This is a genomic window from Saccharopolyspora sp. NPDC000995, assembly GCF_053599315.1.
Genome location: NZ_JBSFLZ010000028.1, coordinates 18,238 through 41,248 on the forward strand (window position 1 = coordinate 18,238; position 23,011 = coordinate 41,248).

Genomic DNA, 23,011 nt, shown 5'->3' on the forward strand with positions numbered 1-23,011 from the left:
GCGCGAGGAGGAGCCGTGACACAGGCGGGCTACAACATGCAAGCCCTGGAGGACTGCCGGGCGGTGTTGGACGGCAAGGCCGGGCCGGTCGGGGCTGTCGGAGACGGCTTCGAAGGCCAGCACGTCGACGGCGCGGTCTTCGGCGAGCTGGAGGCGGCGGGATCGTTCGCGTCCGCGATCGCCGAACTCGACGCCACGGGCAAACGGGAGCTGGACGCCGGGGAGCAGTTGCTGCGCAGCGCGAGTAGCGCGCTCGACGCGGTGCGGACCACCGTCGAGGACATCGACCAGGCGAACGTCGAATCGTTCCGCTGAGCTGGGGACCAGATGGGGATTTCGGGAGAGGTAGCAAGCAAGCCCGGTGGGGGCGAGCTCGCCGAGCAGCTGCGCAAGATCGAGGACAGCAGGCCGGAGGACATTCGCGCGATCGGCAACCGCTGGCGCGAGGCGGCCGGTAGGACCGGCGACCATGGGCGGGATCTAGACCAGTCCGTGCGCGGTCTCGACGGGGCGTGGGAGGGTACCTCCGCGGACGCCTTCGTCGCCTACATGGGCAAGATGACCGGCGGGTTCGACAAGGCCCGCGAGGCGTTGCAGAGCTCGGCCGACGTGCTGGACCGAGCGGCGGAGGCGGTGCAGTCCGCCAAGGACCAGGCCAACGCGATCGGCGAGCGGGCGCTGGCCGATGCGCGGTGCGCCGAGGGCGCCTACCAGAAGGAGATCGCCGGAACGGCCGACCAGGCAGCCAAGGAGGAGGCGGCAGGACGGCGCGACGAGGCCATCAGGAAGGCCATGCGGGAACATGCCCAGGAGGCCAAGGGCAAGATCGACGAGGCGAACTCGAAGCTCGGTGCCGCGCTGGGCGAGTTGCGCGGCGCCGCGGCAGGGCTCACCGGAGCGTTGTCCTCGCTGCCGAAGGCCGGCGAGCAACCGTTCACGCCGGCCCCGCAGCGGCAGGTCGATTGGGACAGGATCGCGCCCTCGCAGACCAACCAGCAGTCCGTCACGCCCGGCGGCGAGTCGAGCTCGTCCGGTGGCTCTGGCGGTTCCGGCGGTTCCGGCGGTTCCGGCGGTTCCGGTGGTGGCGGGGGCGGTGAATCCGGTGGCTCCGGTGGCTCCCACGTCGGAGGCGGCGGTGGCCTCGGACCCAGCGGTGGCCCGCCCAGCAGCGGTCCGCTGCCCGGCAACGTAGAGCAGTGGATCCGGGAGGCCATCAAGATCCTGCAGGCCAACGGCATCCCGGTCACCGAGGACAACATTGACGAGATCCAGACGATCATCCAGAAGGAGTCGGGCGGCAACCCGCACGCGATCAACGACTGGGACTCCAACGCCGCGAAGGGAACGCCGTCGAAGGGCCTGATGCAGTGCATCGACCCGACGTTCCAGGCGCACAAGCTCCCCGGGCACGACGACATCTGGAATCCGGTGGACAACATCATCGCCGGGGTCCGCTACACCTTCGACCGCTATGGCGGCTTCGAAGGGCACCCGGGCCTGAAGTCCATGTCCCAGGGCGGTGGCTACCAAGGCTACTGACGGGCACCTGCTGCCAGGCCGTTTTGCATGGCGGTGCCGGCGGCGCAACCGCAGAGCCTTCTCCACTCCGGGATCCCGACGCGCATCGAGCCCTCGGGGGCGCAGCGGCTAGTCCGCGGGGCGCAGCGCCAGCACAATTGCAAGACCGGAGATCATGCGTCGTCTGGTCGAGGACGGGCGCCACCATCGGCTGCCGCGATCCCGGTCGCTCCCGACGCGCGGTATGTCCAATGCGTCGCGTCGGGGCTGTCCTCGCGAGATAGCCCGGGCTACGAGGGTGTCCCGCAGGACACTGTTGAGAACCCGCAGGGGTGCCGGTTGCGAGGCTGGGCTGAGCGGCTTCGCCGCTTCAAGGACAAAGCCCGCGTTCAAAGTCCGTGCCTGAGAGGTGCCAGCGAGGGGAGGCCGGATGTCCGGGGTTGACCAGGCACCTGGCAGGCTGGGGGCATGTTCGACAGCGCCACTGCATTGCGAGTCGCCGAGCGGGCGGCCGTCGAGCCGTTCCAGGTGATGGAGGTCCTGTCCGCGGCCGCAGAGCGGCAGCGGTCGAAGGGCGACGTGGTCTCGCTGGCCGCCGGCCAACCCGCCACGCCCGCGCCGGGGGCGGTCCGCGAAGCCGCCGCGCGGGCGTTGAACCACCACGCGCTCGGCTACACCGAGCAGCTCGGCCTTCCTGAACTGCGCGAATCGATCGCTGGGCACTACGACCGTTCTTACGGGCTGGCAGTCCAGGCCGACAACGTCGTGGTGACCACCGGCGCCTCAGGTGCCTTCCTGCTCGCGTTCCTCAGCGCTTTCGACGCCGGGGACCGAGTCGCGCTGGCCCGCCCCGGGTACCCGGCCTACCGGAACATCCTGGCGGCACTGGGCTGCGAGGTCGTGGAGTTGCCGTGCGACGAGACGACCCGCTTCCAGCCGACCGTGGCAATGCTTGACGCGCTCGACGAGCCGGTGCGCGGGCTGATCGTGGCCAGCCCCGCGAACCCGACCGGCACGGTGCTCTCCCGCGACGAGCTCGCCGGGCTCGCGCGGTGGTGCGAGACCAACGGCGTGCAGCTGATCAGCGACGAGATCTACCACGGCCTGAGCTACGGGGATCCGCTGCATTCGGCGTGGGAGTTCTCCCGCGAAGCGGTAGTGGTGAACTCGTTCTCCAAGTTCTGGTCCATGACGGGCTGGCGGCTGGGCTGGATGCTGGTGCCGCCGCGGCTACGCCGCGCGGTGGACTCGCTGACCGGGAACTTCACGCTCTGCCCGCCCGCGTTGTCGCAGCACGGGGCGGTCGCGGCGTTCTCCGAGGACGCCTACGCCGAGGTCGGCGCGCACGTCGAGCGCTACCGGACGAACCGGGAGCTGCTGCTCAACGGCCTCGCGGACCTCGGCATCACCCGGGTCGCCCCGGCCGACGGGGCTTTCTACGCCTGGGCGGACATCGGGCACCTCACCGCCGACGCGACGGGGTTCTGCCGGCGGCTGCTGGACGAAACGGGTGTCGCGGTGGTGCCGGGTGTCGACTTCGATCCGGTGCTGGGCAACCGCTTCTTGAGGATGTCGTTCGCCGGGAGCACCGAAGACATCGCCGAAGCCCTGGACCGCCTGGCCCGCTGGCTCCCAAGCGCCTCCTGACCCATAAATGCTTCGGGTGCTGTCAAAGGCGGTTCCCGAAGACGTTGGTTAGGCGAACGGACCGTTTGTGTCGTCTCCAGAAACCACGATCCCCGCAACTCCCTGAAATCCAGGGTGTTGCGGGATCGCTAGAACCCGCCGGGACGAACGGGCCGTTCGCTTGTGCTAGACGCTGTGGGGCGCATAAATGCTCACGGGTCCTGACCGTTGGGGAGTGGTCCTCGGGGTTCCCTGAGTTTTCCCTGGTATGGGCTTTCGGGAGGCCGCTGCGGGCCGGTTGTCTGGCACGCTGGAGGCAGGACGGGATCCGGCGCGGTCGAGCTGAGGTGCTTGCGATGTTGTGGAAGGTGATCGGCGGCCTGCTGCTGTTGTGGCTGGTGATCTCGGTGGCGGGCTTCGTCATTAAGGGGCTGTTCTGGCTCGCAGTGATCGGCGGCGTGCTCTTCGTCGCCACCGCCGCGATCGGCTGGGCCCGGGACCGCAAGCAGATCAAACCCTGACCCTCGATTGGAACGCGGTGAGGGGCACCTACCCGTCGCCCGACCGCTACTCCCAAGCAGGGCTTTGCGCTGTGGTATCGGGGGTCGAACCCCTTGGCTCGGGAAAGATCGCTGGTCAGGGGAGGACGCCGTGGGTTCGGAGGGTGGCTCGGGCAGCTTCCGCGCCCTGCCAGCGCTCCGCGTGTAGGCCCGCTTCGCGGGCTCCGTCCACGTTCTTCTGGCGGTCGTCGAAGAACAGACACCTCTCCGCCGGGGCGTCGAGCGTTTCGAGCAGGGCCCGGTAAATCCCCACGTCCGGCTTCGCCAGCCGCAGGTCGCCCGAGAAGATCAGGTGCTTGAACAGCCGCGCCCAGTTCGTCTGCTCCGCCGCTCGCCCGAACGACGACGGCGCGTTCGACAGAACCGCCATCGTGACGCCCTGCCGGTGCAGGTCTTCCAGCAGTTGCACGGATTCCGGCTCGGTCTCCGACCAGCCGATGACGTCGGTGCGGGTCAGCCGCTCGGACAGTTCGGCGTCAACGCTCTTGCCCAGCCTCGCCGCCACCGCTTGCCAGTACTCCAGGTCGGGGAGGCCCCAGTCGTAGGCGAGGCGCTCGGCGAAGTAGGCATCCTCGAACTTCGGCTGATCTACGTCTAGCAGCGCCGCGATCGCGGGCAGCGCCGTCGTGCGTCGGCTGATCACCTCGCCGTAGTCGAACACGACCCAGCGCACCATGCGTCCTCCAGACTGGAGCTCAGTACCAGTTCTTGATCTTTGAAGCGCAGTCCGCTTAGGTCACCTACGCAGCTTGCACCGCCGTGGGTTCTCGGACGTCGTCCGGCGGGGCCAGTCGTCGATGTGCCATAAAGCACATCAAATCCGCGATTCGCTGATCCTACGGAGCGCTTCCTTGATGTCGGCCGTCGACACGTCGCGGTGCGTCACGAACCGGACCTGTCCGCTCATCGGCACCGCTCGCACTCCCGCCGCGTGCAAGCGTTCCAGGGTCACCCGCACATCGGGAACCGCCGCAAGAACGATGTTGGTCTGCGGCGGGGTGACGTCCCAGCCGATCTCGGCCAGTCCTTCGGCGAGCGCGCGGGCGTTCTCGTGGTCCTCGGCGAGCGCGTCGATCCGGTCCAGGGCGACGAGTCCGGCCGCCGCCAGCACGCCGCCCTGCCGGACCCCGCCGCCGAGCATCTTGCGCACCCGGCGGGCTTCCCCGACGAAGTCCTCGCTACCTGCGACGACGGAACCGACGGGGGCGCCGAGCCCTTTGCTCAGGCATGCCTGCACGGTGTCGACGCCGACGGTCAGCGCGGCCGGCGGCACGCCAAGCGCCACCGAGGCGTTCCAGACCCTGGCCCCGTCGAGGTGGACCCGCAGCCCGCTGTCGCGCGCAGCCGCCGCCAGCTGGGCGTGCTCGTGCAGCGGAATCACCGCGCCGCCCGCGCCGTTGTGCGTGTTCTCCAGGCACAACAGCGTCGTGTTCAGCTTGTCGTAGCCCATGGCGACGTTGGCTTGAGCCCGCACCGCCTCGGCTGTTGGACGTCCCGGGCCGGCGCTCCATTCCAGCGGGTCCGGCATGCCGCCAGCCAGCCAGGCGGCGGAGCCGAGCTCGTGGTGCAGCACGTGCGAGCCGCGCGGCGCGAGGAACCGATCGCCGCGTTTCAGGTGCAGCATCAGCGCGATCAGGTTGCCCATCGTGCCGCTGGGCACCCACAGCGCTGCGGTGGTGCCGAGCAGCTGCGCGGCACGTTCTTCCAGCGCGCGCATCGTCGGGTCGTGGTCGAGCACGTCGTCGCCGACTTCCGCGGCGGCCATGGCCGCGGACATCTGCTCGTCGGGACGCGTGACAGTGTCGGAGCGGAGGTCGATCGGTGCCGTGTTGGTCACAAATAGATCACATCACATCCACATGGGGTTAAGGCAACAACCCTGCGGACACGGATGCGGCGCCTGCGATATCAATCACGGGGTGGAGCGACGGCACCGGGGCGTGCAACGGTTGGGGTCGGCGATCCCGTCCTACAGATGCAGGCACGAAACGAGCGGAGAGTTCCGCGTGGACCAGCGCGAAGAGAAGGAGTTCGCGGAGTACTTCGTGGCTCGGCGGGAGGCGGTGCGTCGAATGGCGTACATGATGTGCGGTGACTGGCACCGCGCGGATGATCTCGCGCAGACCGCCTTCATTGCGTTGCACCGGCATTGGCGCAAGGTTCGCGACAAGGGTGCGCTGGACGCGTACGTGCGCCGGACGTTGACCCGCGCGTTGATCGATGAGTCCCGGCGGCCGTGGCGGCGGGAGCGCGCTGCGGAGGTGCTGCCGGATCGCCCGGTGGATTCGCCGGACGTGGACAACGCGGTGGCGACCAAGCAGACCCTGCTCGCAGGCCTGCAGAAGGTCCCGCCGAAGCAGCGCGCGGTGCTGGTGCTGCGATTCCTGGAGGGGCTGGACGTCGCTGGGGTGGCGGCCGTCATGCGATGCAGCGAGGGAACTGTGAAGAGCCAGTGTGCCCGGGGGCTGGCGGCGTTGCGGGAAGCGCTGGGCGACGAGCTCGGCGACCTGCGGTCGGCGTGAGGAGGTGCGGGTAGGTGGACGAGCGCAAGCTTGAAGAGCTGTTTCGCGATTCGGTGCAGTCCGTTCCTCCGTCGTCGTTCGATGAGCACGACGTGGCGCGGGCCTCGCGGCGCATCACGGCGCGCCGGCGGATGGCGGCGGTGGGGGGCACGGTCGTCGCGGCAGCGGTGCTGGTGGGCGGTGTGGGCCTTGGCACCGGCCTGTTCGGGCAGTCTGAGACCAGCAACGTCGCGAGCAAATCGGTGCCGGAGACAGCGTCGAGCTCCCCGCGCTTCGACGGGCCGGGCGTCCTGGGCGACCGCTCGGGGTGCGGGCCGGACGCGCAGCTCGCGGACGCGGCGACCAGGCAGTTGCCCGAGGCGGCCGGGACGGCTCCGGTCGCCGCCAAGCCCTGCCCGTCCGGCTCGAAGACGGCTTCGTTCGTGCTGCGCGACGGGCCAGCGACGGGCAGCGTCACGGTGATCGTCGGCCCGGTGGGCGCGATGCCGCCGGACCAGGCCACGCCCGGCGATGTGCGGCGTCCGGACGGCACCGAGCAGTCGGTGCGCCAAGCACGCAGCGGCAAGTTGGTCGTCGTGCTCAGCGCCCCGGACGCCGGTTCTCCTGCTGCGCCGTACGGCACTCGGATCGCGTCGATCGCAGGAGACCTCGCCGCCCAGTACTGACTGGTTCTGCCTGCTCGCCGCGCGTGAGCAGGTTCCGCTTGCGCACCTCCCTTGAGCGGTTTCGGATTGAGGCTGTTGCCGGCTTGGTTTGCGTAGCGGTGCGGGCGGCAGAACCTCATACGCCGTCTGGACTCCGGGATCCCCGACTGGTGGCATGACCTACGCGGCGCTGGGGTCGGCCTCGCCAAGGACTCCGACGGGGTGGGCACAGCCTGAGAACCCGCGGCGGCGCAAGCTACGTAGGTGCGGCGCGCAGCTTCTAAAGCGCGATGACCTGCGGAAACGGTATTCCTTAGCCTGCTGTGTTCGGTTTGTGGTGTCTTCCATCACCACAAACGGTACGTTCGTACCAGATTATTGGTACGTTTGAGCCAAATTCGGCGGGTGGTTTCGCTGCAGGACCGAGGGAAGAGCGACCAGTGATGATGGCCTGGATCATTCTGATGGTGTCGGGAGTGTTCGAAGCGGGTTGGGCGATCTCGCTGAAGCTCTCGCACGGCTTCAGCCGCCTGATCCCGACCGTGTCCTTCTTCGTGCTGGCCGCTGTCAGCTTCGCGGGCCTGGCGTACGCGGTCCGCGAGTTGCCCGCGGGCCCCGCGTACGCGGTGTGGACCGGCATCGGCGCCGCGCTGACGGCGATCGTGGGCATGGTCTGGCTCGGCGACGGCTTCTCGGTGATGAAGCTGGTTTCGATCGTGCTGATCGTCGCGGGTGTGATCGGCCTGAACCTCGCCGGCGTCGGCCACTGACTGGGCTCGTGGACGCCAACCAAGTGCCCACCGGGAACGGGCGGCGTTTCGCGCGAAAACGCGACCCGGCCCGGGTGGGCGAGGCGACGGCGTCCAGATCCCACACGAACGAGGACTGAAACCGATTTCAGGGCCGGGTGCCCGACGTTTCGCGGGCAGTTTCGGGCAAACTGCTCGCCACGAGCGTGAGGTCGGGACCAGCTCTGCGAAATGTCCGGGTCATGCCCGGCGGCGCATAGGATCGGCAGACATGACAGCGGCCAGTACTCCGAAGGGCGAGCGGCGACGGCAGGCATTGGTGGTGGCTGCCGCGCAGCTGTTGGCCGAGGGCGGCTTCGACGCGGTGCGGCACCGCGCGGTCGCCGAGCGCGCCGGCCTCCCGCTGGCATCCACCACCTACTACTTCTCGTCCCTGGACGACCTGATCAGCGCCGCCGTCGAGTACGAGTCGCGGCAGGAACTGGCCACCGGCCGGGCCCGGCTCGACGAACTCGCCGAGCGTCCCCGCAGCACCGAAGCCGTGATCGAGCTGCTGCTGGACCTGCTGCTGGGCATCGGGTCGCGGGACGGCGGCGCGGAACCGGTGCTGCTGCGGTATGAGCGGCTGGTCGGCTCACCGCGTCGCCCCTACCTCGCTCCCCTGATGCGCGAGCTCAGCGCGGAACTGCACCAGCTGCTCGCGGAGATCTTCGCCCGCAGCGGCATGGAGGTCAGCCGCGAGCGGCTGCTCGAACTGATCGCGCTGGTGGACGGCGCGGTGGTGAATGCGCTGATCGAGAGCGACCCCGATCCACGCGCGGCGGCGCGGCGGATGCTGCGTTCTCAGCTGGGCTGAGATGCTCCTCCCGCAAGCGGCGGTTGCCGCGCTTTCGGTGCGGGGCTCAGCTTGCACCGCCGCGGATTCTCAGCACGTCGCCTCGCAGGGACAGCCCCGACGTGCGGGGTGGACATACATCATGTCGGGGATCCCACGAGACGGCGACGGTAACTCCCGCAGGAGAGCCGCTACCCGCCTCGCTGCGGAAAACCACTTTCAAGACCTTCTTTGAGCCACCCGGTACAGCCGCGCGTACGAGCCGTCGGCGGCGAGCAGTTCCGCGTGACTGCCGAGTTCGACGATGCGGCCTTCCGCCATCACGGCCACCTTGTCGGCATTGCGCGCGGTGTGCAGCCGGTGCGCGATCGCGATCACCGTGCGCCCGGCCAACAGCGTCGAAAGCGCCCGCTCCAGGTCCCGTGAAGTGGCGTTGTCCAGCAGGGACGTCGCTTCGTCTAGGACCACGGTGTGCGGGTCGGCCAGCAGCACCCGGGCTAGCGCGAGCTGCTGCGCGCGGGCTGCCGGAACCGCGTGACCGCCGGCGCCCAAGACCGTGTCGAGCCCGTCCGGCAGCGCTTCCACCCAGTCCAGCAGCCCGACCGTCTTGAGCGCGTCGGTCAGCTGGTCGTCGGAGGCCTCGCCGTCCGGCAGGGTGAGGTTGTCCCGCAGCGTGCAGGCGAACACGTGCTGTTCCTGGGTCAGCAGCACCACCTCGCGGCGCAGCAGCTCGGCGGCCAGCTCGGTGATCTCGGTGCTGCCGAAGGCGACCGACCCGGAGTCCGGGCGGCTGATCCCGGCGATCAACCGGCCGAGCGTGGACTTCCCGGCCCCGGACGGACCGACGATGACCAACCGCTGCCCTGCGGGCACCGTGAGGTCGACGCCGTGCAGCACCTCCCGGTCCTGCCGGTAGGAGAAGCGCGCGTCGCGGATCAACAGGTCGCGGCCCGTCGTCTCGCCGTTGCGCCGCGGGGCGTCGCCATCGTCGGCCGCCGGGACGTCGCGGACGCCGAGGATGCGTTGCAGCGCCGTGTGCCCGGTCTGCAGCTCTTCGAGCCACATGAACAGCTCGTCGAACGGGTTAGACATCGCCTGGGCGTAGAGCACGACGGTGATGATGGTGCCGAGCTCGGCGAACCCGGACTGGTAGGCCCAGCCGCCGATCAGCAGGATCGCGCCGATCGGCAGCACGTACGACAGCTCCAGGCACGGCAGCCACGCGGTGAGCAGGAACCGGTGCCGCTTCTCGGCTTCCAGGGCCAGGCCCAGCACCTGCTCGTTGCGCGCGATGCGGCGCCCGGCCAGCAGCAAGGCCCCGATGGTCCGCGCGCCCTCGACGGATTCGTGCGTGCTCGACTGGACTTCCGACCAGGACTCCGCGATCTGCTGGATGTTCGGCAGCGATCGCGGCAGGTACCACCGCGTGCTGAGGACCATCAGCGGCACGGCGACCAGCATCCCGCAGGCGAGCAGCGGCGAGGTGACGATCATCGCGACGCCGGTCAGCACGATCGTGATCAGCGCGGTGGTGATTTCGGGCGCGGCGTTGCGGATCGTGTAGTCGAGCCGGTCGACGTCCGTGGTGGCACGGCTGAGCAGGTCGCCGGTGCCCGCCGCCTCGACGGTGCCCAGCGGCAGCCGCAGCGCGTGGCCGACCATGCTCTCGCGCGATTCCGCCAGCAGGTGCTCGCCGAGCATCGTCGCGCGCAGCCGGGCCGAGCGCGTCAGCAGCGCCTGCGTCACGAGTACCACCAGGAATGCCGCGGCGAGCAGGTCGACGTGCCCGGTGGTGGTGCCGGTGATCACCGAGTCGACGAGGTTGCCGAGGACCTGCGGGCCGATCAGCCCGACCAGCGTTGCCAGGCCTAACAGCAGCATCATCGCGGCGAACCGGCGGCGGTGCATCAGGAGCGTTTGCCAGACCCAGCGGCGAACCGCCATCCCGTCCGCCAGCGGGAGCTTCGTCGTCATGCGCCGACCCCCACGCGCCTCACCTGATCCGCCACGGCTGTCCAGAGTGGACTTTGGCTGAGCACGACCGTGGTGCGGCCCCGGCGGAATACGCTGACCCGCTCGGCGATCCGTGCCTCGGTGTGCGCGTCGACTGCCGAGGTTGGCTCGTCGAGGATCAGCACGTCGGCGTCCGCGCACAACGCGCGGGCGAGCAGCAAGCGCTGGCGCTGGCCGCCGGACAGCGAGCGGGCGCGCTCGTCCAGCAGCCCCTCTGCTGGCAGCGCGGACATCACGTCGTGCGCATCGGCCGCGTGCAACGCGCTGTCGATGTCCACACTGGACTCCAGGTCAAGTTCGGCCCGCGCCGGTCCGGCGAACAGCAGGTCTTGGTTGTGCGCCCACACGATTCGGTGGCGCGCCTCGTCCCGTACGACCTCGCGCAGCGGCACGCCACCGGCGATCGCCTCGTCGGCCAGGCGCTCGGCGAGGGCTTCCGCCTGCTCGCCAGCGTCGATCACGGTCAGCTCGCCCGCCGGTATCCGCAGCCCGGTGGCTTCGTCGAACAGGCCCAGCGGGCCCGGCGGCAGCGACTTCGGGTGCTTTGGCGGCGCCGGTTCGGGCTCCAGCCGCAACAGTGCACGAATGCGACCAGCCGCGACTTGCCCGGCCGACAACGCGTAGGCCGCTTCAGTGGCGGTGCGGACCGGGATCACCAGGAACGCCGACACGCCGTAGAAGGCGACCAGCTCGCCGACGCTGATGGTGCCGTCCAGCGCCAGCCGCGCGCCGAGCCAGGTCACCAGCACCGTGACCAGACCGGGCAGCAGGATCTCCGCACCGGCAAGCAGCGCCTCGAGCCGCCCGGCGGCGATCCCGGCGTCCCGGACCCGCCGCGAGGCGTCGACGAACCGCGCGTGGAAGCGGGACTCGCCGCCGACGCCGCGCAGGATCCGCAGGCCCGACACGATGTCCGACGCCTGGGCGCTGACCTGCGCCAACTGCTCCCGTTGTGCCTCGTTGCGGCGCCGCAGCGGGTTCAGCAGCGGCCCGATGCCCACGGTCGCCAGCGGCACGCCGATCAGCACGACTACGCCCATTACGGGCGAGATCCACAGCACCATGATCGCGGCGACCGCGAAGGAAACCAGCGACCCGGTCGCCCGACCGATCACCTCGAACAACCCGCCGACGCGGAAGACGTCCGACGCACCGACCGTGACCACCTCACCGGCCCGGACCTTGCGGGTCAGCGTGGCACCGAGGCCCACCACGTGGTTCAGCACGATCCGCTGGGCGCCCGCCGTGCCGTGCAGCCAGAGCGTGTGCGCCGCCCAGCTCAGCACGCCGGCGGCGACCATCAGTGTGACGCCGAGCGCCAGCACGACCAGCACCCAGCGCAGCAGCGCGCCGCCGTCGGCGCCGCGGATCCCGGTGTCGATCGCCCGGCCGACGACCAGCGGCATCAGGGCGGTCGGCAGCATCCACGACGCGCCGGAAATCGTCGCGAGTGTCAGCAAGCCCGGCCGCTGCACCAGCAGGGACGACAGGAATCGGAGCGAACTGGCACTGTTAGGAGTCATGGCGCGTTCAACGGTAGTGCGCGCCGCCGCTCCGTGGCGATCGATTTTCCGCCGCCCGCCGGGGTCAGAAATCCCAGGTCGTTTCCACAAAATTCGCCTCGGTCGCTTCCCTCGAGCATCCCGGGCATTTGTCGGTGATCGGTTTCGAGCTCGGCACGCGGCCGCTCGGGGTGGGCTGCGGAACTTTCACCGAAACTCCGCAGAGAGACGGTATCGATTGCCCGGCGTACACCGCGCCGGGGCGGAGGGTGGTGGCATGCCGCACGGCCAGGCCCATGCCGACAATCCAGAAGAGACCCTGCCGTTCATCGCCGAACACGTCGATGACCATCCGTTCGAGTCCTTTTTCGCGCCAACTCGGTGGCCCAACGATATGGTTGGAATTTCTCGCCGTCCAGCGCGGGTCGAATTATTTAGCTCTGGATTAATGTACCGGTCCGCCTTCGTACGCGGATTTCCGGACTCGTTCCGGGGATTACCTGCCGAAATGTTCCGACCACGTGCAGAAGCGGCCGCCGAACGTGCAGGGCTGGACCGAATGGGTGGGTGCCGAGAAGGATGCGGTCCTGGCGGCTCCCACCGGTAGCACGCTCACCCACCTCGAATGCACCGACTGCGGACAGACCTGCGGCCCGGACGTACTGCGCGGGTTGTGCGCGAAATGCGGGAAAGCGCTCTGCTGGCGCTCCGACCTGGCGAACGTGTCGCTTTGCCCGCACACGACCTCCAAGGGCGCGAACCCACCATGTGGCGGTATCGCGAGGTCTTGCCGATCCGCACGAGGAGAACATCGTCAGCCTCGGCGAAGGCTTCACCCCGCTGCTGGCCGCGCCGCGGCTCGCCGCCGAGCTCGGCATCGCCGACCTGCGCATCAAGGACGGAGCCCAGAACCCGACCGGCAGTTTCAAAGCGCGGGGCATGGTGGCTGCGGTTCCCGCGCGCGCGGGAACTCGGCGCGAGGGTCGTCGCCGCGCCGTCCGCGGGCAATGCCGGTGGTGCGCTCGCCGGCTACGCAGCCCGACCAGCAGGACCAGACGAAGCGCCCGGCTTCGAGCAGCTCGACGTGCTCGCGGCCAACCCGAGCTCACGCTGCACTGACCCGGACGGGGTGAAGGGCGAACGGCACCAGGTGTCCCGCAGTTTCAATCGAAACTGGTGCTGGGAGACCGGGAGACCGCAGTTTCAATTGAAACTCCTGTCTGCGGAGGTGTCGTCCACCTGCCCGCAAGTCCCACGCGTTGTCAGTTGCGGCTTCCGGCATGGCGCGACCGGGTGAGCCGGGCGGCGACACCCCGCCGGTATCCTGGCTGTTCGTGACGGTCAAGCCCAGCATCCCGAACGTCCTCGCCGCCCGCTACGCCTCGCCCGAACTGGTCGAGCTGTGGTCCCCGCAGCACAAGATCGTCCTAGAGCGCAAGCTCTGGCTCGCAGTGCTGCGCGCCCAGGCCGACCTCGGCATCGACGTCCCCGCGCAGGCGGTCGCCGACTACGAGCGTGTGCTGGAGCAGGTCGACCTCGACTCAATCGCCGCCCGCGAGCGCGTCACCCGCCACGACGTCAAGGCCCGCATCGAGGAGTTCAACGCCCTCGCTGGCCACGAGCAGATCCACAAGGGCATGACCTCCCGGGACCTGACCGAGAACGTCGAACAGCTGCAGGTCCGCCGCAGCCTGGAGCTCGTCCGCGACCGCACGGTCGCCGTCCTGGCGCGGCTGGGAAGGCTCGCCGGCGAGTACGGCGAGCTCGTCATGGCCGGTCGCTCGCACAACGTCGCCGCCCAGGCAACCACGCTCGGCAAGCGCTTCGCCACCGCCGCCGACGAGCTGCTCGTCGCCTTCCACCGCGTGGAGGAGCTGCTCGCGCGCTACCCGCTGCGCGGCATCAAGGGACCGGTCGGCACCGCGCAGGACATGCTCGACCTGCTCGGCGGCGACCCGGAGAAGCTCACCGAGCTGGAGCGCCGCGTGGCTGGACACCTCGACTTCGGCAGCACGCTGACCAGCGTCGGCCAGGTCTACCCGCGCTCGCTGGACTTCGAGGTGCTCACCGCGCTCGCCCAGCTCGCCGCCGCACCGTCCAACGTGGCCACCACGATCCGGCTGATGGCCGGGCACGAACTGGTGACCGAGGGCTTCAAACCGGGGCAGGTCGGCTCCAGCGCGATGCCGCACAAGATGAACACCAGGTCCTGCGAGCGGGTCAACGGCCTCGCGGTGGTGCTGCGCGGCTACGTGTCGATGGTCGGCGAGCTGGCTGGCGACCAGTGGAACGAGGGCGACGTGTCCTGCTCCGTGGTGCGCCGGGTGGCGCTGCAGGACGCGTTCTTCGCCTTCGACGGCCTGCTGGAGACGTTCCTGACCGTGCTCGACGAGTTCGGCGCGTTCCCGGCGGTGGTCGCCCGCGAGCTCGACCGCTACCTGCCATTCCTGGCCACCACGAAGGTGCTGATGGCGGCGGTGCGGGCAGGTGTCGGCCGGGAGACCGCGCACGAGACGATCAAGGAGAACGCGGTCGCGGTCGCGCTGGCCATGCGCGAGCAGGGCGCGGAGCGCAACGACCTGCTGGACCGGCTCGCGGCCGACGACCGGCTGCCGCTGGACCGCGCCCAGCTGGACGCCCTGTTGGCGGACCGCCTCGCCTTCACCGGCGCGGCAGCCGCCCAGGTCGGTGACATCGTCGGGCGGATCGAGAAGATCACGGCCCGCCACCCGGAGGCCGCCGCCTACCGCCCCGCCGACATCCTCTGACGTCGCCCGGGGCCCGCAATTTCCATCGAGCGCCTCCAACCTATTCATGCGTTGCGGTGCGGGTAGCGGAACCTCAGCGGCCTTCTCGGCTGTGGGATGCCGGACTTGTGTATGTCCGCGGCGTCCGGTGTCAACGACGGCCGAGAATTCACCCGTCGGCGACAGTCCGGGCTGTCCTCGCGAGAAGGCCGCTGCGAACCTGCGGCGGTGCGAGCTGCGAGGGTGGTCCGGATCCAGCGTCGCGGTGGATGCAGCGAACGGACGTTCACCTCGCCTAATGAGGCAAACAGGCCGTTTCGCTCCACACCGGCCCGCGAGGATGCGCCACTGGGCAAGACGAACTTCCGAAAGCCTGCCGTCACGGCCAGTGGGTGTTGAAGAAGTCGAGTTCGCAGCGGGTCGCGTGCTGGAACAGGCGCAGGCAGCGGGCCCGGTCGCGCTCGTCGAGGTCCGCGCCCACCCGGTCCAGTTCTCGGCACAGCCACCGGACCCAGGACTGGAAGTCCGGGTTGTTGTGCAGCGTGATCCACTCGGCGTGCACGAAGTTCTCCGGCAGCGCGGCCGGCGCGCGCATCGCCCACTCCAGGTAGGTCCACTCCGCGACGGTCAGCACTGTCAACACCTCGGCGTAGCTGCCGTGCGCGTTGGTGTCGGTCATCAGCTCCCGGAACGCCACGGTCGCCTCGTCCAGCCTCGGACGCACCCGGTCCGCCTCGCCGACGCCCAACGCGTCGAAAGCGCGCTGGAAATAGGTGGTCTCCTCGCTGGTGACCACGGCGATGCTGCCCGCGATCGCTAGCCGCGATGAGTAGCGGTCGGCCTTCGCCAGCGCGGAACCGAGCAGTGCCAGGAAGTCGTCGACGAACTGGTAGTCCTGCACCAGGTAGGAGCGCATCGACTCGACCGGCACCAGCCCGTCGAACACGCCCCGGGTGAACGGGTGCGTGATGACCGCGGTCCAGTCGGGCTCGCTGCGCTGGCGGAGCCAGTCGGTGAATGTCTCGGTCACGAATTCCTCCTGTGCTCGGGCTGGTACGGACGCCCCACGTCGGGTTCTTACCACCGCCCGTGTGTGAGCACCCGGGGCCCGGTGCGAGACAATCAGCACGTGGTTGCACTCGCCGATTACCCCCAGATCGCGGCAGGCAAGGTTCGCCAGCTGCACGCCGTGGACGACGAACACCTGCTGCTGGTCGCCTCTGACCGCATTTCGGCGTACGACCACGTGCTCGACACCCCCATCCCCGACAAGGGCCGGGTGCTGACCGCGATGAGCGTCTTCTGGTTCGAGCTGCTCGCCGACGTGACGCCGAACCACCTGGTCACCGCCGACGACCCGCGCATCCCCGCCGAGGTACGTGGCAGGGCCCTGCTGGTGAAGCGGCTGGAGATGCTGCCGGTGGAGTGCGTGGCGCGCGGCTACCTCACCGGCTCCGGGCTCGCCGACTACCAGCGCACCGGCGCGGTGTGCGGTGTGCAGCTGCCGGCCGGGCTCACCGAGGCGTCCGAGCTGCCCGAGCCGATCTTCACCCCGGCGACCAAGGCCGAGATCGGCGAGCACGACGAGAACGTGAGCTTCGAAGCGGTCGCCGCGCAGCTGGGCGCGGAGCGCGCCGCGGAGTTGCGCGACCTGACGCTGCGGGTGTACCGGCAGGCGGCGGAGCACACGCGCGGGCGCGGGGTGATCCTGGCGGACACGAAGTTCGAATTCGGCCTTGCTAGCGACGGTTCGCTGGTGCTCGGCGACGAGGTGCTCACACCCGACTCGTCGAGGTACTGGCCGGCCGACGGGTACGAGCCCGGCAAGGTTCAGGCGTCGTTCGACAAGCAGTTCGTGCGCAACTGGCTGACCTCGCCCGCGTCCGGGTGGGACCGCGTGGCCGACACCCCGCCGCCTCCGCTGCCGGACGACGTCGTCGACGCCACCCGCGCCCGCTACGTCGAGGCCTACGAGCGGATCACCGGCCGGTCCTTCGCCGACTGGCTCGCCCCTGCGGAGTAAGCCGGAGCCACCCGGCCGGGGCGTGATTTCTCCCGAAGCTGCGACCGCTGGGACTTCAGCGGTCGGTTGCTTTCACTCAGCAGGGGAATGCGTCGGCGTGTCGGCGTCCCGACATGCCGGGGCGTGCCGAAAGTGGGCGATGTGGAGTTTCGCCAAATTTGCGCCGGGGCGACACCTGGCGGTCAGGTCGTGGACACCCTGGCCAGGCGGAATGAGGGACCGTGAGCACGCCGCTCGTCGTGTCGTTGTCGGGCCTCGGTCTCCGGGTGCTGGACCAGTGCGTGGATTTCGCCGCCGCACTGGACAGCCGCCAGGTTCCGTTGTCCCTGCTGATCTCGCCGCACCCCGATCATCGCGAAGCCCGTAGCCCGCAGTCCCCGGTGCTGCACTGGGTTGCGGAGCGCCTGGCGCGGCGCGATGCCGTCAGCCTGCACGGCTTCGCCCGGGTGTCCCCGGGCCTGCGCGCCCGCCTCGCGCCCGCTCGGCTTCCGGCGCACGAAGCCGGGCTCCGGCTGGCCGCCGCGTCGGCCGTGCTGGAGCAATCCGGATTGCGGACGAACACCTTCATCCCGCCGCGCTGGCTCGGCTCGCCCGGCACGGTCACCGCGTTGCAGCGGCGCGGCTTCTCGGTCTGCGCGGACGCGATGGCGGTCCGCGAACTCGCGACCGCAAGGGTGCACCGGGCGCGGATCCGGGTGCTGGGACCGGGCGAGCCGATCGAGCCGTGGTGGTGCCGGGCGCTCGTGCTGGGGGTCGGGCGGGCGGCCAGGCGCGGCCAGTTGGTCCGGCTCGCACTGGACGCCGCTGAGCTGCGGAAACCGGGTGCTCGGCAGGCGGTGCTCGACGCCATCGACCTGGCGCTGCACCACGGCGCCCGACCGGTCACATATGCCTCGTTCGCCCGCGGGTCGGCGCACCTCGGAAGCGGATGAGAACCCCTTCAGCCGACCTTTAGGGCCGCCGCACGGTGGGCCCGATGCTGGTTTTCGTCAGGGCAGCAATCCCAGCGGACGAGGGACGGGAACCGTGTGAGCACGAAGCGGGCCGCAGGTGGGTCACAGTGCGGTCTGGGTGCCCTTGGGCAGGACCTCGACGGCGGTGTCCTTCGGGCCGAGCTGTTCGAACATGCGGTAGTGCATCTGCGGCATCGCCAGCACCGCTTCGTGGATCGGCACCGCCGCACGCGGCGCCACCGCGCGCAGGAAGTCGACCGCTTCGGAGAGCTTCAGCCACGGTGCCCCGGTCGGCACGCCGAGCACGTCGATCCGCTGCTCGGGCACGAAGAACGAGTCGCCGGGGTGGTAGAAGGCGCCGTGGTCGACGACGTACCCGATGTTGTCGATGACTGGGATGTCCGGGTGGATCACGGCGTGGGTGCCGCCGACGACGTTGATCGCCGCGCCACTCAACTCCAGCGACTCGCCAGGCCGTGCGGTCGTCGCCGCCAGCCCCTTCTCGGCGACCGCCGACGCCGAACCCGGGTCGACGACCAGGCGGGCGTCCGGGTTGGCTGAGAGCAGGGCGGGCAGCCGGTCGAGGTCCAGGTGGTCGAAGTGCTGGTGCGTGATCAGCACGGCGTCGAGGTCCCGGAGGTCCTCGAAGTCCGCGGCGAACTTGCCGGGGTCGATGAGCAGCCGCGCCGAGTCGGTCTCGATCAGCACGCAGGCATGTCCGAAGTGGGTGATCTGCACGGTGTTTCCTCCTAGCTGGGCCGGCAACTCCACTCTTCCACGACCTACCCGCCCCCGGCGGAAGCCCGACCGCGTCCTTCGAGGGGGTGTCGGTGCCCTGGCCGGTCGTTCTGGTGTCCGCATAGGCGTTGATGGTGGACACGAACGTCCAGTGCCCGGCCTTCGCACCGAGGACGTCGAGCGCTTCCCGCACCCACCGGTAGTTTCGCGCCACGTCGACGACCGCATCGAACCGCTCTCCGGAGAGCGTGTCCAGGCCCTGCTCCCGATCCACCGGCGCGAGCGTCGCGCCGTCGGGAATGCCGCCGTTCGTGCTGCGGGCCGCGCAGACGACGTCATGCCCGCGTCGAACCGCCTCGGCGGCCACCGCGTGACCGAGGAAGACCGTCCCGCCCAGTACCAAGATCCGCATACCGGAACCCTGCCCTCCACGGACCCGGCAATCCGACCGTTCACGCTAGCGGTGAACGCCTTACGCGATCAGCTGAACTTCCAAGGGTGAGGGGCACCCGTGCCCCGGGTTGCCGGGTCGTGGGTGCCCCTCGCTCAACCCTTGGAGGGGTGGGTCACTTGGTGACGGTGATCTTCATCGTCGGTCCGGCGCCGCCGCCGATGCGGGTGTGCACGTCGTACTCGCCCGGCGGGACGTCCGCGATGGTGGCCACTGCCTCGGCGTGGCCGTCGCGGTCGTTCACGACCTGGGCCAGGCCCTCGTCCGCGCCGAACGGGTGGGCCTCGTTGCGCACGAACGCCGCCGACGAGATCCAGTTGACCCCCTCGGAGCCGTGCTCCAGCCGCAGGACCAGTGTGTTGCCCGCCCGGACCTGCGCCTTGTCGGCGGTCAGCAGCGGTTCCGCCGGCGCTGCGGCCGCCGGCGCGGAGCTCGGAGCGGCAATCGCCGAAACGGTGGTGGTCAGCGCGAGGCCGGTGAGCAGACCGGCCGCCAGCAGCGTCTTGAATGTGCGCATGGGTATGCGTTCCCCCTAGATAACCCTGCGATTTACGCAGGGGTTTTGGTTCCCGGACATATAGACGGCCGAACGACCCAAAGGTTTAGACAATCTGCGAAAATGTGACGCAAGACACGTGTGAGCACGCCGGTGGTGAGCCACGCCGCAACCGCGGCCCCTGCCGCGACGAGTGAACTCCCAGCTCAGTTACCCTTTGGCGGTACTGCTGGCCATCCGCCGGGGTCCCGGCGGATCTGCACGGAAACCGGGAGCAGCACCCGTGGCCCGAGTCGTTGTCGACGTCATGCCGAAGCAGGAAATCCTCGATCCGCAGGGACAGGCGGTGGCCAACGCGCTGCCCCGTCTCGGTTTCGACGGCATCACCGAAGTCCGCCAGGGGAAGCGGTTCGAGCTGGAGGTCGACGACGACGTCGACGACGACACGCTCGCCAAGATCGCCGAGACGTTGCTGGCCAACCCGGTCATCGAGGACTGGACCGTCCGCCGGGTGGAAGCATGACCGCGAAGATCGGCGTGATCACTTTCCCCGGCACCCTCGACGACGTCGATGCCGCTCGCGCGGTGCGCCGCGCCGGTGCCGAATCGGTCGCCCTCTGGCACGCCGACCACGACCTGAAGGGCGTGGACGCGGTGGTCGTGCCCGGCGGCTTCTCCTACGGCGACTACCTGCGCTGCGGCGCGATCGCCAAGTTCGCCCCGGTGATGACCGAGGTCGTCGAGGCCGCGCGCAAGGGCATGCCGGTGCTCGGGGTGTGCAACGGCTTCCAGATCTTGTGCGAGTCCGGGCTGCTGCCCGGAGTGCTGACCCGCAACGCGGGCCTGCACTACGTCTGCCGCGACCAGTGGTTGAAGGTGGAGAACAACAGCAGCGCCTGGACCACCCGCTACGACGCGGGAGCCGAGCTGCTGATCCCGATCAAGCACGGCGAGGGCAACTACATGGCCGATGAGGCCGTCCTCGACGAGCTCGAAGGCGAAGGCCGGGTGCTGTTGCGCTACGCGGGCGAGAACCCGAACGGTTCGCAGCGCGACATCGCGGGCATCACCGACGCGCGCGGGCGGGTCGCGGGCATGATGCCGCACCCGGAGCACGCCATCGATGCCCTGACCGGCCCCACCGACGACGGCCTCGGCATGTTCCTGTCCGTTCTGGATGCACTGGTGGCAGCGTGAGCAACTTGGCAATGGTGGACAGCGTCGACCACGCGAAGTCCACACCGGACACCGCCCAGCCGTTCCGCGAGCTCGGGCTGAAGGACGACGAGTACGCCCGGATCAGGGAGATCCTGGGCCGTCGGCCCACCGAGGCCGAGCTGGCCATGTACTCGGTGATGTGGAGCGAGCACTGCTCCTACAAATCGTCGAAGGTGCACCTGAAGTACTTCGGCGAGACCACCACGGACGAGATGCGCGAGAAGATGCTCGCGGGCATCGGCGAGAACGCGGGCGTGGTCGACATCGGCGACGGCTGGGCGGTCACGTTCAAGCTGGAGAGCCACAACCACCCGTCCTACGTGGAGCCCTACCAGGGCGCGGCCACCGGCGTCGGCGGCATCGTCCGCGACATCATGGCCATGGGCGCCCGGCCGGTCGCGGTGGCCGACCCGCTGCGCTTCGGCCCGGCCGACGCCCCGGACACCAAGCGCGTGCTGCCTGGCGTGGTCGCCGGTGTCGGCGGCTACGGCAACTGCCTGGGGCTGCCGAACATCGGCGGCGAGGTCCTCTTCGACGAGTGCTACGCGGGCAACCCGCTGGTCAACGCCATGTGCGTCGGCGTGATGAAGGTCGAGGACCTGCACCTCGCGCACGCCAGCGGCAAGGGCAACAAGATCATCCTCTTCGGCGCGCGCACCGGCCTGGACGGCATCGGCGGCGTTTCGGTGCTTGCGTCGGAGACGTTCGATGGCGACGAGAGCGGCACTGGCCGCAAAAAGCTGCCCAGCGTGCAGGTCGGCGACCCGTTCGCCGAGAAGGTGCTCATCGAGTGCTGCCTGGAGCTGTACCACGCGGGCCTGGTCGTGGGCATCCAGGACCTCGGCGGTGCGGGCCTGTCCTGCGCCACCTCGGAGCTGGCGTCGGCCGGTGACGGCGGCATGAGGGTGGACCTTGACCAGGTCCCGCTGCGCGCGACCGGGATGAACCCCGCGGAGATCCTCTCCAGCGAGTCGCAGGAGCGGATGTGCGCCGTCGTGGAGCCGTCCAACGTGGACGCCTTCATGGAGGTCTGCCGCCGCTGGGACGTCACCGCGACCGTCATCGGCGAGGTCACCGACGGCGAGAACCTGGAGATCTACTGGCACGGCGAGCTCGTGGTGGACGTGCCGCCGCGCACCGTCGCGCACCAGGGCCCGGTGTACGAGCGCCCGGTCGAGCGGCCCGCCGAGCAGGACCTGATCGTCGCGGACAACGCGAACACTCTTGCGCGCCCGTCCACCGCGGACGAGCTGCGGGAGACCATCCTGCGGATGGTGGCGTCGCCGAACTTGTGCTCCCGGGCGTGGGTCACCGACCAGTACGACCGGTACGTGCGCGGCAACACCGTGCTGGCCCAGCCGTCGGACGGCGGCGTGCTGCGCATCGACGAGGAGTCCGGGCGTGGCATCGCGGTCGCCACCGACTGCAACGCCCGCTACACCCGGCTCGACCCGTACGCGGGCGCGCAGCTGGCGCTGGCCGAGGCCTACCGCAACGTGGCGACCACCGGTGCGACGCCGGTGGCGGTCACCAACTGCCTGAACTTTGGTTCGCCGGAGGATCCGGGCGTGATGTGGCAGTTCCAGCAGGCGGTGCGCGGCCTAGCCGACGCCTGCCAGGAGCTGGGAATCCCGGTGACCGGTGGCAACGTCAGCTTCTACAACCAGACCGGTGCGAAGCCGATCCTGCCGACGCCGGTGGTCGGCGTGCTGGGCACCATCGACGACGTGACCCGCCGCATCCCCACCGGAATCGGTGGCGAGGAAGGCGAAACGCTGCTGCTGCTCGGCGAGACGCACGAGGAGTTCGGCGGCTCGGAGTGGGCGCGCATCACCCACGGCCACCTTGGCGGCGTGCCGCCGAAGGTCGACCTGGCGCGGGAGAAGTTGTTGGCGGAGATCGTGGTCGCGGGCTCCCGCGACGGCATGATCTCGGCGGCGCACGACCTCTCCGAGGGCGGCCTGGCGCAGGCGCTGGTGGAGACGGCGCTGGTCGGCGAGTGCGGTGCCCGGGTGGTCCTGCCGGAGGGCGCGGACCCGTTCGTCTGGCTGTTCTCCGAGTCGGCGGGCCGGATCCTGGTGGCGGTCCCGCGCACCGAGGAGCTCCGTTTCACGGACATGTGCACGGCCCGGGGCCTCCCGTGGGCCAAGGTCGGTGTCGCGGACGCGGGCTCGAAGAGCCTGGACATCCAGGACGTCGCGGACATTCCCCTGGCGGAACTCCGCGAAGCCTGGGAAGGCACTCTCCCGGCCCTCTTCGGCTGATCCCGAGCTGTCCCGAGCTGATGCGAACGGCCCGTTCACCTCGGCGGATTCTTGGGGTCCTCGCAACACCTGATGGCCTATGTGGCTGTAAGTAGATCACGCAGGCGCTCGGCTGGAGTTTTCCAGCCGAGCGTTTGGATGCTGCTGTTCCG

General features: G+C 69.7%; 24 protein-coding genes. 16 read left to right on the forward strand and 8 right to left on the reverse strand.

What is annotated here, in order from left to right:
* The first annotated feature begins 15 nt into the window (after window positions 1-15).
* The 4 genes from ACWDKQ_RS12535 (at window position 16) to ACWDKQ_RS12550 (ending at window position 3,665) form a co-directional block, all read left to right on the forward strand.
* Window positions 16-315, forward strand: a complete 300-nt coding sequence (locus ACWDKQ_RS12535; protein ID WP_450138863.1) for a hypothetical protein — start codon at window positions 16-18, stop codon at window positions 313-315.
* 12 nt (window positions 316-327) lie between these two features.
* Window positions 328-1,539 carry a WXG100 family type VII secretion target gene (locus tag ACWDKQ_RS12540; RefSeq protein WP_450138864.1) on the forward strand — a complete coding sequence of 404 codons (1,212 nt, stop codon included), beginning with the start codon at window positions 328-330 and terminating at the stop codon, window positions 1,537-1,539.
* A gap of 447 nt (window positions 1,540-1,986) precedes the next feature.
* Complete coding sequence (locus ACWDKQ_RS12545; protein WP_450138865.1) at window positions 1,987-3,165, forward strand: pyridoxal phosphate-dependent aminotransferase; 1,179 nt, start codon at window positions 1,987-1,989, stop codon at window positions 3,163-3,165.
* A 335-nt stretch (window positions 3,166-3,500) separates the two neighbouring features.
* A complete protein-coding gene (locus tag ACWDKQ_RS12550) occupies window positions 3,501-3,665 on the forward strand; it encodes a hypothetical protein (RefSeq protein ID WP_010312751.1) in 165 nt (54 codons plus the stop codon).
* A 115-nt stretch (window positions 3,666-3,780) separates the two neighbouring features.
* On the opposite strand, the gene ACWDKQ_RS12555 is transcribed toward ACWDKQ_RS12550, so the two are convergent.
* The gene (locus tag ACWDKQ_RS12555) at window positions 3,781-4,380 is read right to left on the reverse strand and encodes an HAD family hydrolase (protein WP_450138866.1); all 600 of its coding nucleotides are present in this window, start codon (window positions 4,378-4,380) and stop codon (window positions 3,781-3,783) included.
* A gap of 138 nt (window positions 4,381-4,518) precedes the next feature.
* Window positions 4,519-5,541: a threonine aldolase family protein gene (locus tag ACWDKQ_RS12560; protein WP_450138867.1), complete on the reverse strand. Its 1,023-nt coding sequence runs from the start codon at window positions 5,539-5,541 to the stop codon at window positions 4,519-4,521.
* A gap of 169 nt (window positions 5,542-5,710) precedes the next feature.
* Here ACWDKQ_RS12560 and ACWDKQ_RS12565 point away from each other — a divergent pair, with 169 nt between their 5' ends.
* From ACWDKQ_RS12565 to ACWDKQ_RS12580, 4 genes are all read left to right on the forward strand, one after another.
* Entirely contained in the window at window positions 5,711-6,226 is a 516-nt protein-coding gene (locus ACWDKQ_RS12565) for a SigE family RNA polymerase sigma factor (RefSeq protein WP_450138868.1), read from the forward strand.
* 14 nt (window positions 6,227-6,240) lie between these two features.
* Window positions 6,241-6,891: a hypothetical protein gene (locus ACWDKQ_RS12570; RefSeq protein ID WP_450138869.1), complete on the forward strand. Its 651-nt coding sequence runs from the start codon at window positions 6,241-6,243 to the stop codon at window positions 6,889-6,891.
* A 425-nt stretch (window positions 6,892-7,316) separates the two neighbouring features.
* Window positions 7,317-7,640, forward strand: a complete 324-nt coding sequence (locus tag ACWDKQ_RS12575) for a DMT family transporter (RefSeq protein ID WP_450138870.1) — start codon at window positions 7,317-7,319, stop codon at window positions 7,638-7,640.
* Between the two features lie 250 nt (window positions 7,641-7,890).
* Entirely contained in the window at window positions 7,891-8,475 is a 585-nt protein-coding gene (locus ACWDKQ_RS12580; protein WP_450138871.1) for a TetR/AcrR family transcriptional regulator, read from the forward strand.
* A 198-nt stretch (window positions 8,476-8,673) separates the two neighbouring features.
* Here the strand turns inward: ACWDKQ_RS12580 and ACWDKQ_RS12585 are convergent, their stop codons facing one another.
* The 3 genes from ACWDKQ_RS12585 to ACWDKQ_RS12595 all read right to left on the reverse strand — a co-directional run bounded on the left by ACWDKQ_RS12585 (window position 8,674) and on the right by ACWDKQ_RS12595 (window position 12,321).
* Window positions 8,674-10,428, reverse strand: a complete 1,755-nt coding sequence (locus ACWDKQ_RS12585; RefSeq protein ID WP_450138872.1) for an ABC transporter ATP-binding protein — start codon at window positions 10,426-10,428, stop codon at window positions 8,674-8,676.
* Window positions 10,425-11,990 carry an ABC transporter transmembrane domain-containing protein gene (locus tag ACWDKQ_RS12590; RefSeq protein WP_450138873.1) on the reverse strand — a complete coding sequence of 522 codons (1,566 nt, stop codon included), beginning with the start codon at window positions 11,988-11,990 and terminating at the stop codon, window positions 10,425-10,427. The genes ACWDKQ_RS12585 and ACWDKQ_RS12590 overlap by 4 nt, the downstream gene beginning before the upstream one ends.
* A 64-nt stretch (window positions 11,991-12,054) precedes the next feature.
* Window positions 12,055-12,321: a hypothetical protein gene (locus tag ACWDKQ_RS12595; protein WP_450138874.1), complete on the reverse strand. Its 267-nt coding sequence runs from the start codon at window positions 12,319-12,321 to the stop codon at window positions 12,055-12,057.
* 416 nt (window positions 12,322-12,737) lie between these two features.
* Here ACWDKQ_RS12595 and ACWDKQ_RS12600 point away from each other — a divergent pair, with 416 nt between their 5' ends.
* Window positions 12,738-13,088, forward strand: coding sequence for a pyridoxal-phosphate dependent enzyme (locus tag ACWDKQ_RS12600; RefSeq protein WP_450138875.1), 351 nt, complete (start codon window positions 12,738-12,740; stop codon window positions 13,086-13,088).
* Window positions 13,089-13,303: 215 nt separating this feature from the next.
* Window positions 13,304-14,737, forward strand: coding sequence for an adenylosuccinate lyase (gene purB, locus ACWDKQ_RS12605; RefSeq protein ID WP_450138899.1), 1,434 nt, complete (start codon window positions 13,304-13,306; stop codon window positions 14,735-14,737).
* A 358-nt stretch (window positions 14,738-15,095) separates the two neighbouring features.
* Here the strand turns inward: purB and ACWDKQ_RS12610 are convergent, their stop codons facing one another.
* Window positions 15,096-15,746 carry a TenA family protein gene (locus ACWDKQ_RS12610; protein WP_450138876.1) on the reverse strand — a complete coding sequence of 217 codons (651 nt, stop codon included), beginning with the start codon at window positions 15,744-15,746 and terminating at the stop codon, window positions 15,096-15,098.
* 99 nt (window positions 15,747-15,845) lie between these two features.
* Here ACWDKQ_RS12610 and ACWDKQ_RS12615 point away from each other — a divergent pair, with 99 nt between their 5' ends.
* Together ACWDKQ_RS12615 and ACWDKQ_RS12620 are read left to right on the forward strand one after the other, a co-directional pair.
* Window positions 15,846-16,739 (forward strand): phosphoribosylaminoimidazolesuccinocarboxamide synthase, encoded by an 894-nt coding sequence (locus ACWDKQ_RS12615; protein ID WP_450138877.1) that lies wholly within the window; start codon window positions 15,846-15,848, stop codon window positions 16,737-16,739.
* Window positions 16,740-16,960: 221 nt separating this feature from the next.
* On the forward strand, window positions 16,961-17,671 hold the full coding sequence (locus ACWDKQ_RS12620; protein WP_450138878.1) for a DUF2334 domain-containing protein: 711 nt from the start codon (window positions 16,961-16,963) through the stop codon (window positions 17,669-17,671).
* Between the two features lie 123 nt (window positions 17,672-17,794).
* On the opposite strand, the gene ACWDKQ_RS12625 is transcribed toward ACWDKQ_RS12620, so the two are convergent.
* Window positions 17,795-18,430 carry an MBL fold metallo-hydrolase gene (locus ACWDKQ_RS12625; protein ID WP_450138879.1) on the reverse strand — a complete coding sequence of 212 codons (636 nt, stop codon included), beginning with the start codon at window positions 18,428-18,430 and terminating at the stop codon, window positions 17,795-17,797.
* A gap of 151 nt (window positions 18,431-18,581) precedes the next feature.
* On the opposite strand from ACWDKQ_RS12625, the gene ACWDKQ_RS12630 reads away from it, so the two are divergent.
* Window positions 18,582-18,932 carry a hypothetical protein gene (locus tag ACWDKQ_RS12630; RefSeq protein WP_450138880.1) on the forward strand — a complete coding sequence of 117 codons (351 nt, stop codon included), beginning with the start codon at window positions 18,582-18,584 and terminating at the stop codon, window positions 18,930-18,932.
* Between the two features lie 64 nt (window positions 18,933-18,996).
* On the opposite strand, the gene ACWDKQ_RS12635 is transcribed toward ACWDKQ_RS12630, so the two are convergent.
* Window positions 18,997-19,398: a hypothetical protein gene (locus ACWDKQ_RS12635; protein WP_450138881.1), complete on the reverse strand. Its 402-nt coding sequence runs from the start codon at window positions 19,396-19,398 to the stop codon at window positions 18,997-18,999.
* A gap of 262 nt (window positions 19,399-19,660) precedes the next feature.
* On the opposite strand from ACWDKQ_RS12635, the gene purS reads away from it, so the two are divergent.
* The 3 genes from purS to purL are packed head-to-tail and all read left to right on the forward strand — an operon-like array spanning window position 19,661 to window position 22,859.
* Window positions 19,661-19,900 carry a phosphoribosylformylglycinamidine synthase subunit PurS gene (gene purS, locus ACWDKQ_RS12640; protein ID WP_450138882.1) on the forward strand — a complete coding sequence of 80 codons (240 nt, stop codon included), beginning with the start codon at window positions 19,661-19,663 and terminating at the stop codon, window positions 19,898-19,900.
* The gene (gene purQ / locus ACWDKQ_RS12645; RefSeq protein ID WP_450138883.1) at window positions 19,897-20,574 is read left to right on the forward strand and encodes a phosphoribosylformylglycinamidine synthase subunit PurQ; all 678 of its coding nucleotides are present in this window, start codon (window positions 19,897-19,899) and stop codon (window positions 20,572-20,574) included. The genes purS and purQ overlap by 4 nt, the downstream gene beginning before the upstream one ends.
* Before the next feature lie 11 nt (window positions 20,575-20,585).
* Window positions 20,586-22,859 (forward strand): phosphoribosylformylglycinamidine synthase subunit PurL, encoded by a 2,274-nt coding sequence (gene purL, locus ACWDKQ_RS12650; RefSeq protein WP_450138900.1) that lies wholly within the window; start codon window positions 20,586-20,588, stop codon window positions 22,857-22,859.
* Window positions 22,860-23,011: the final 152 nt, after the last annotated feature.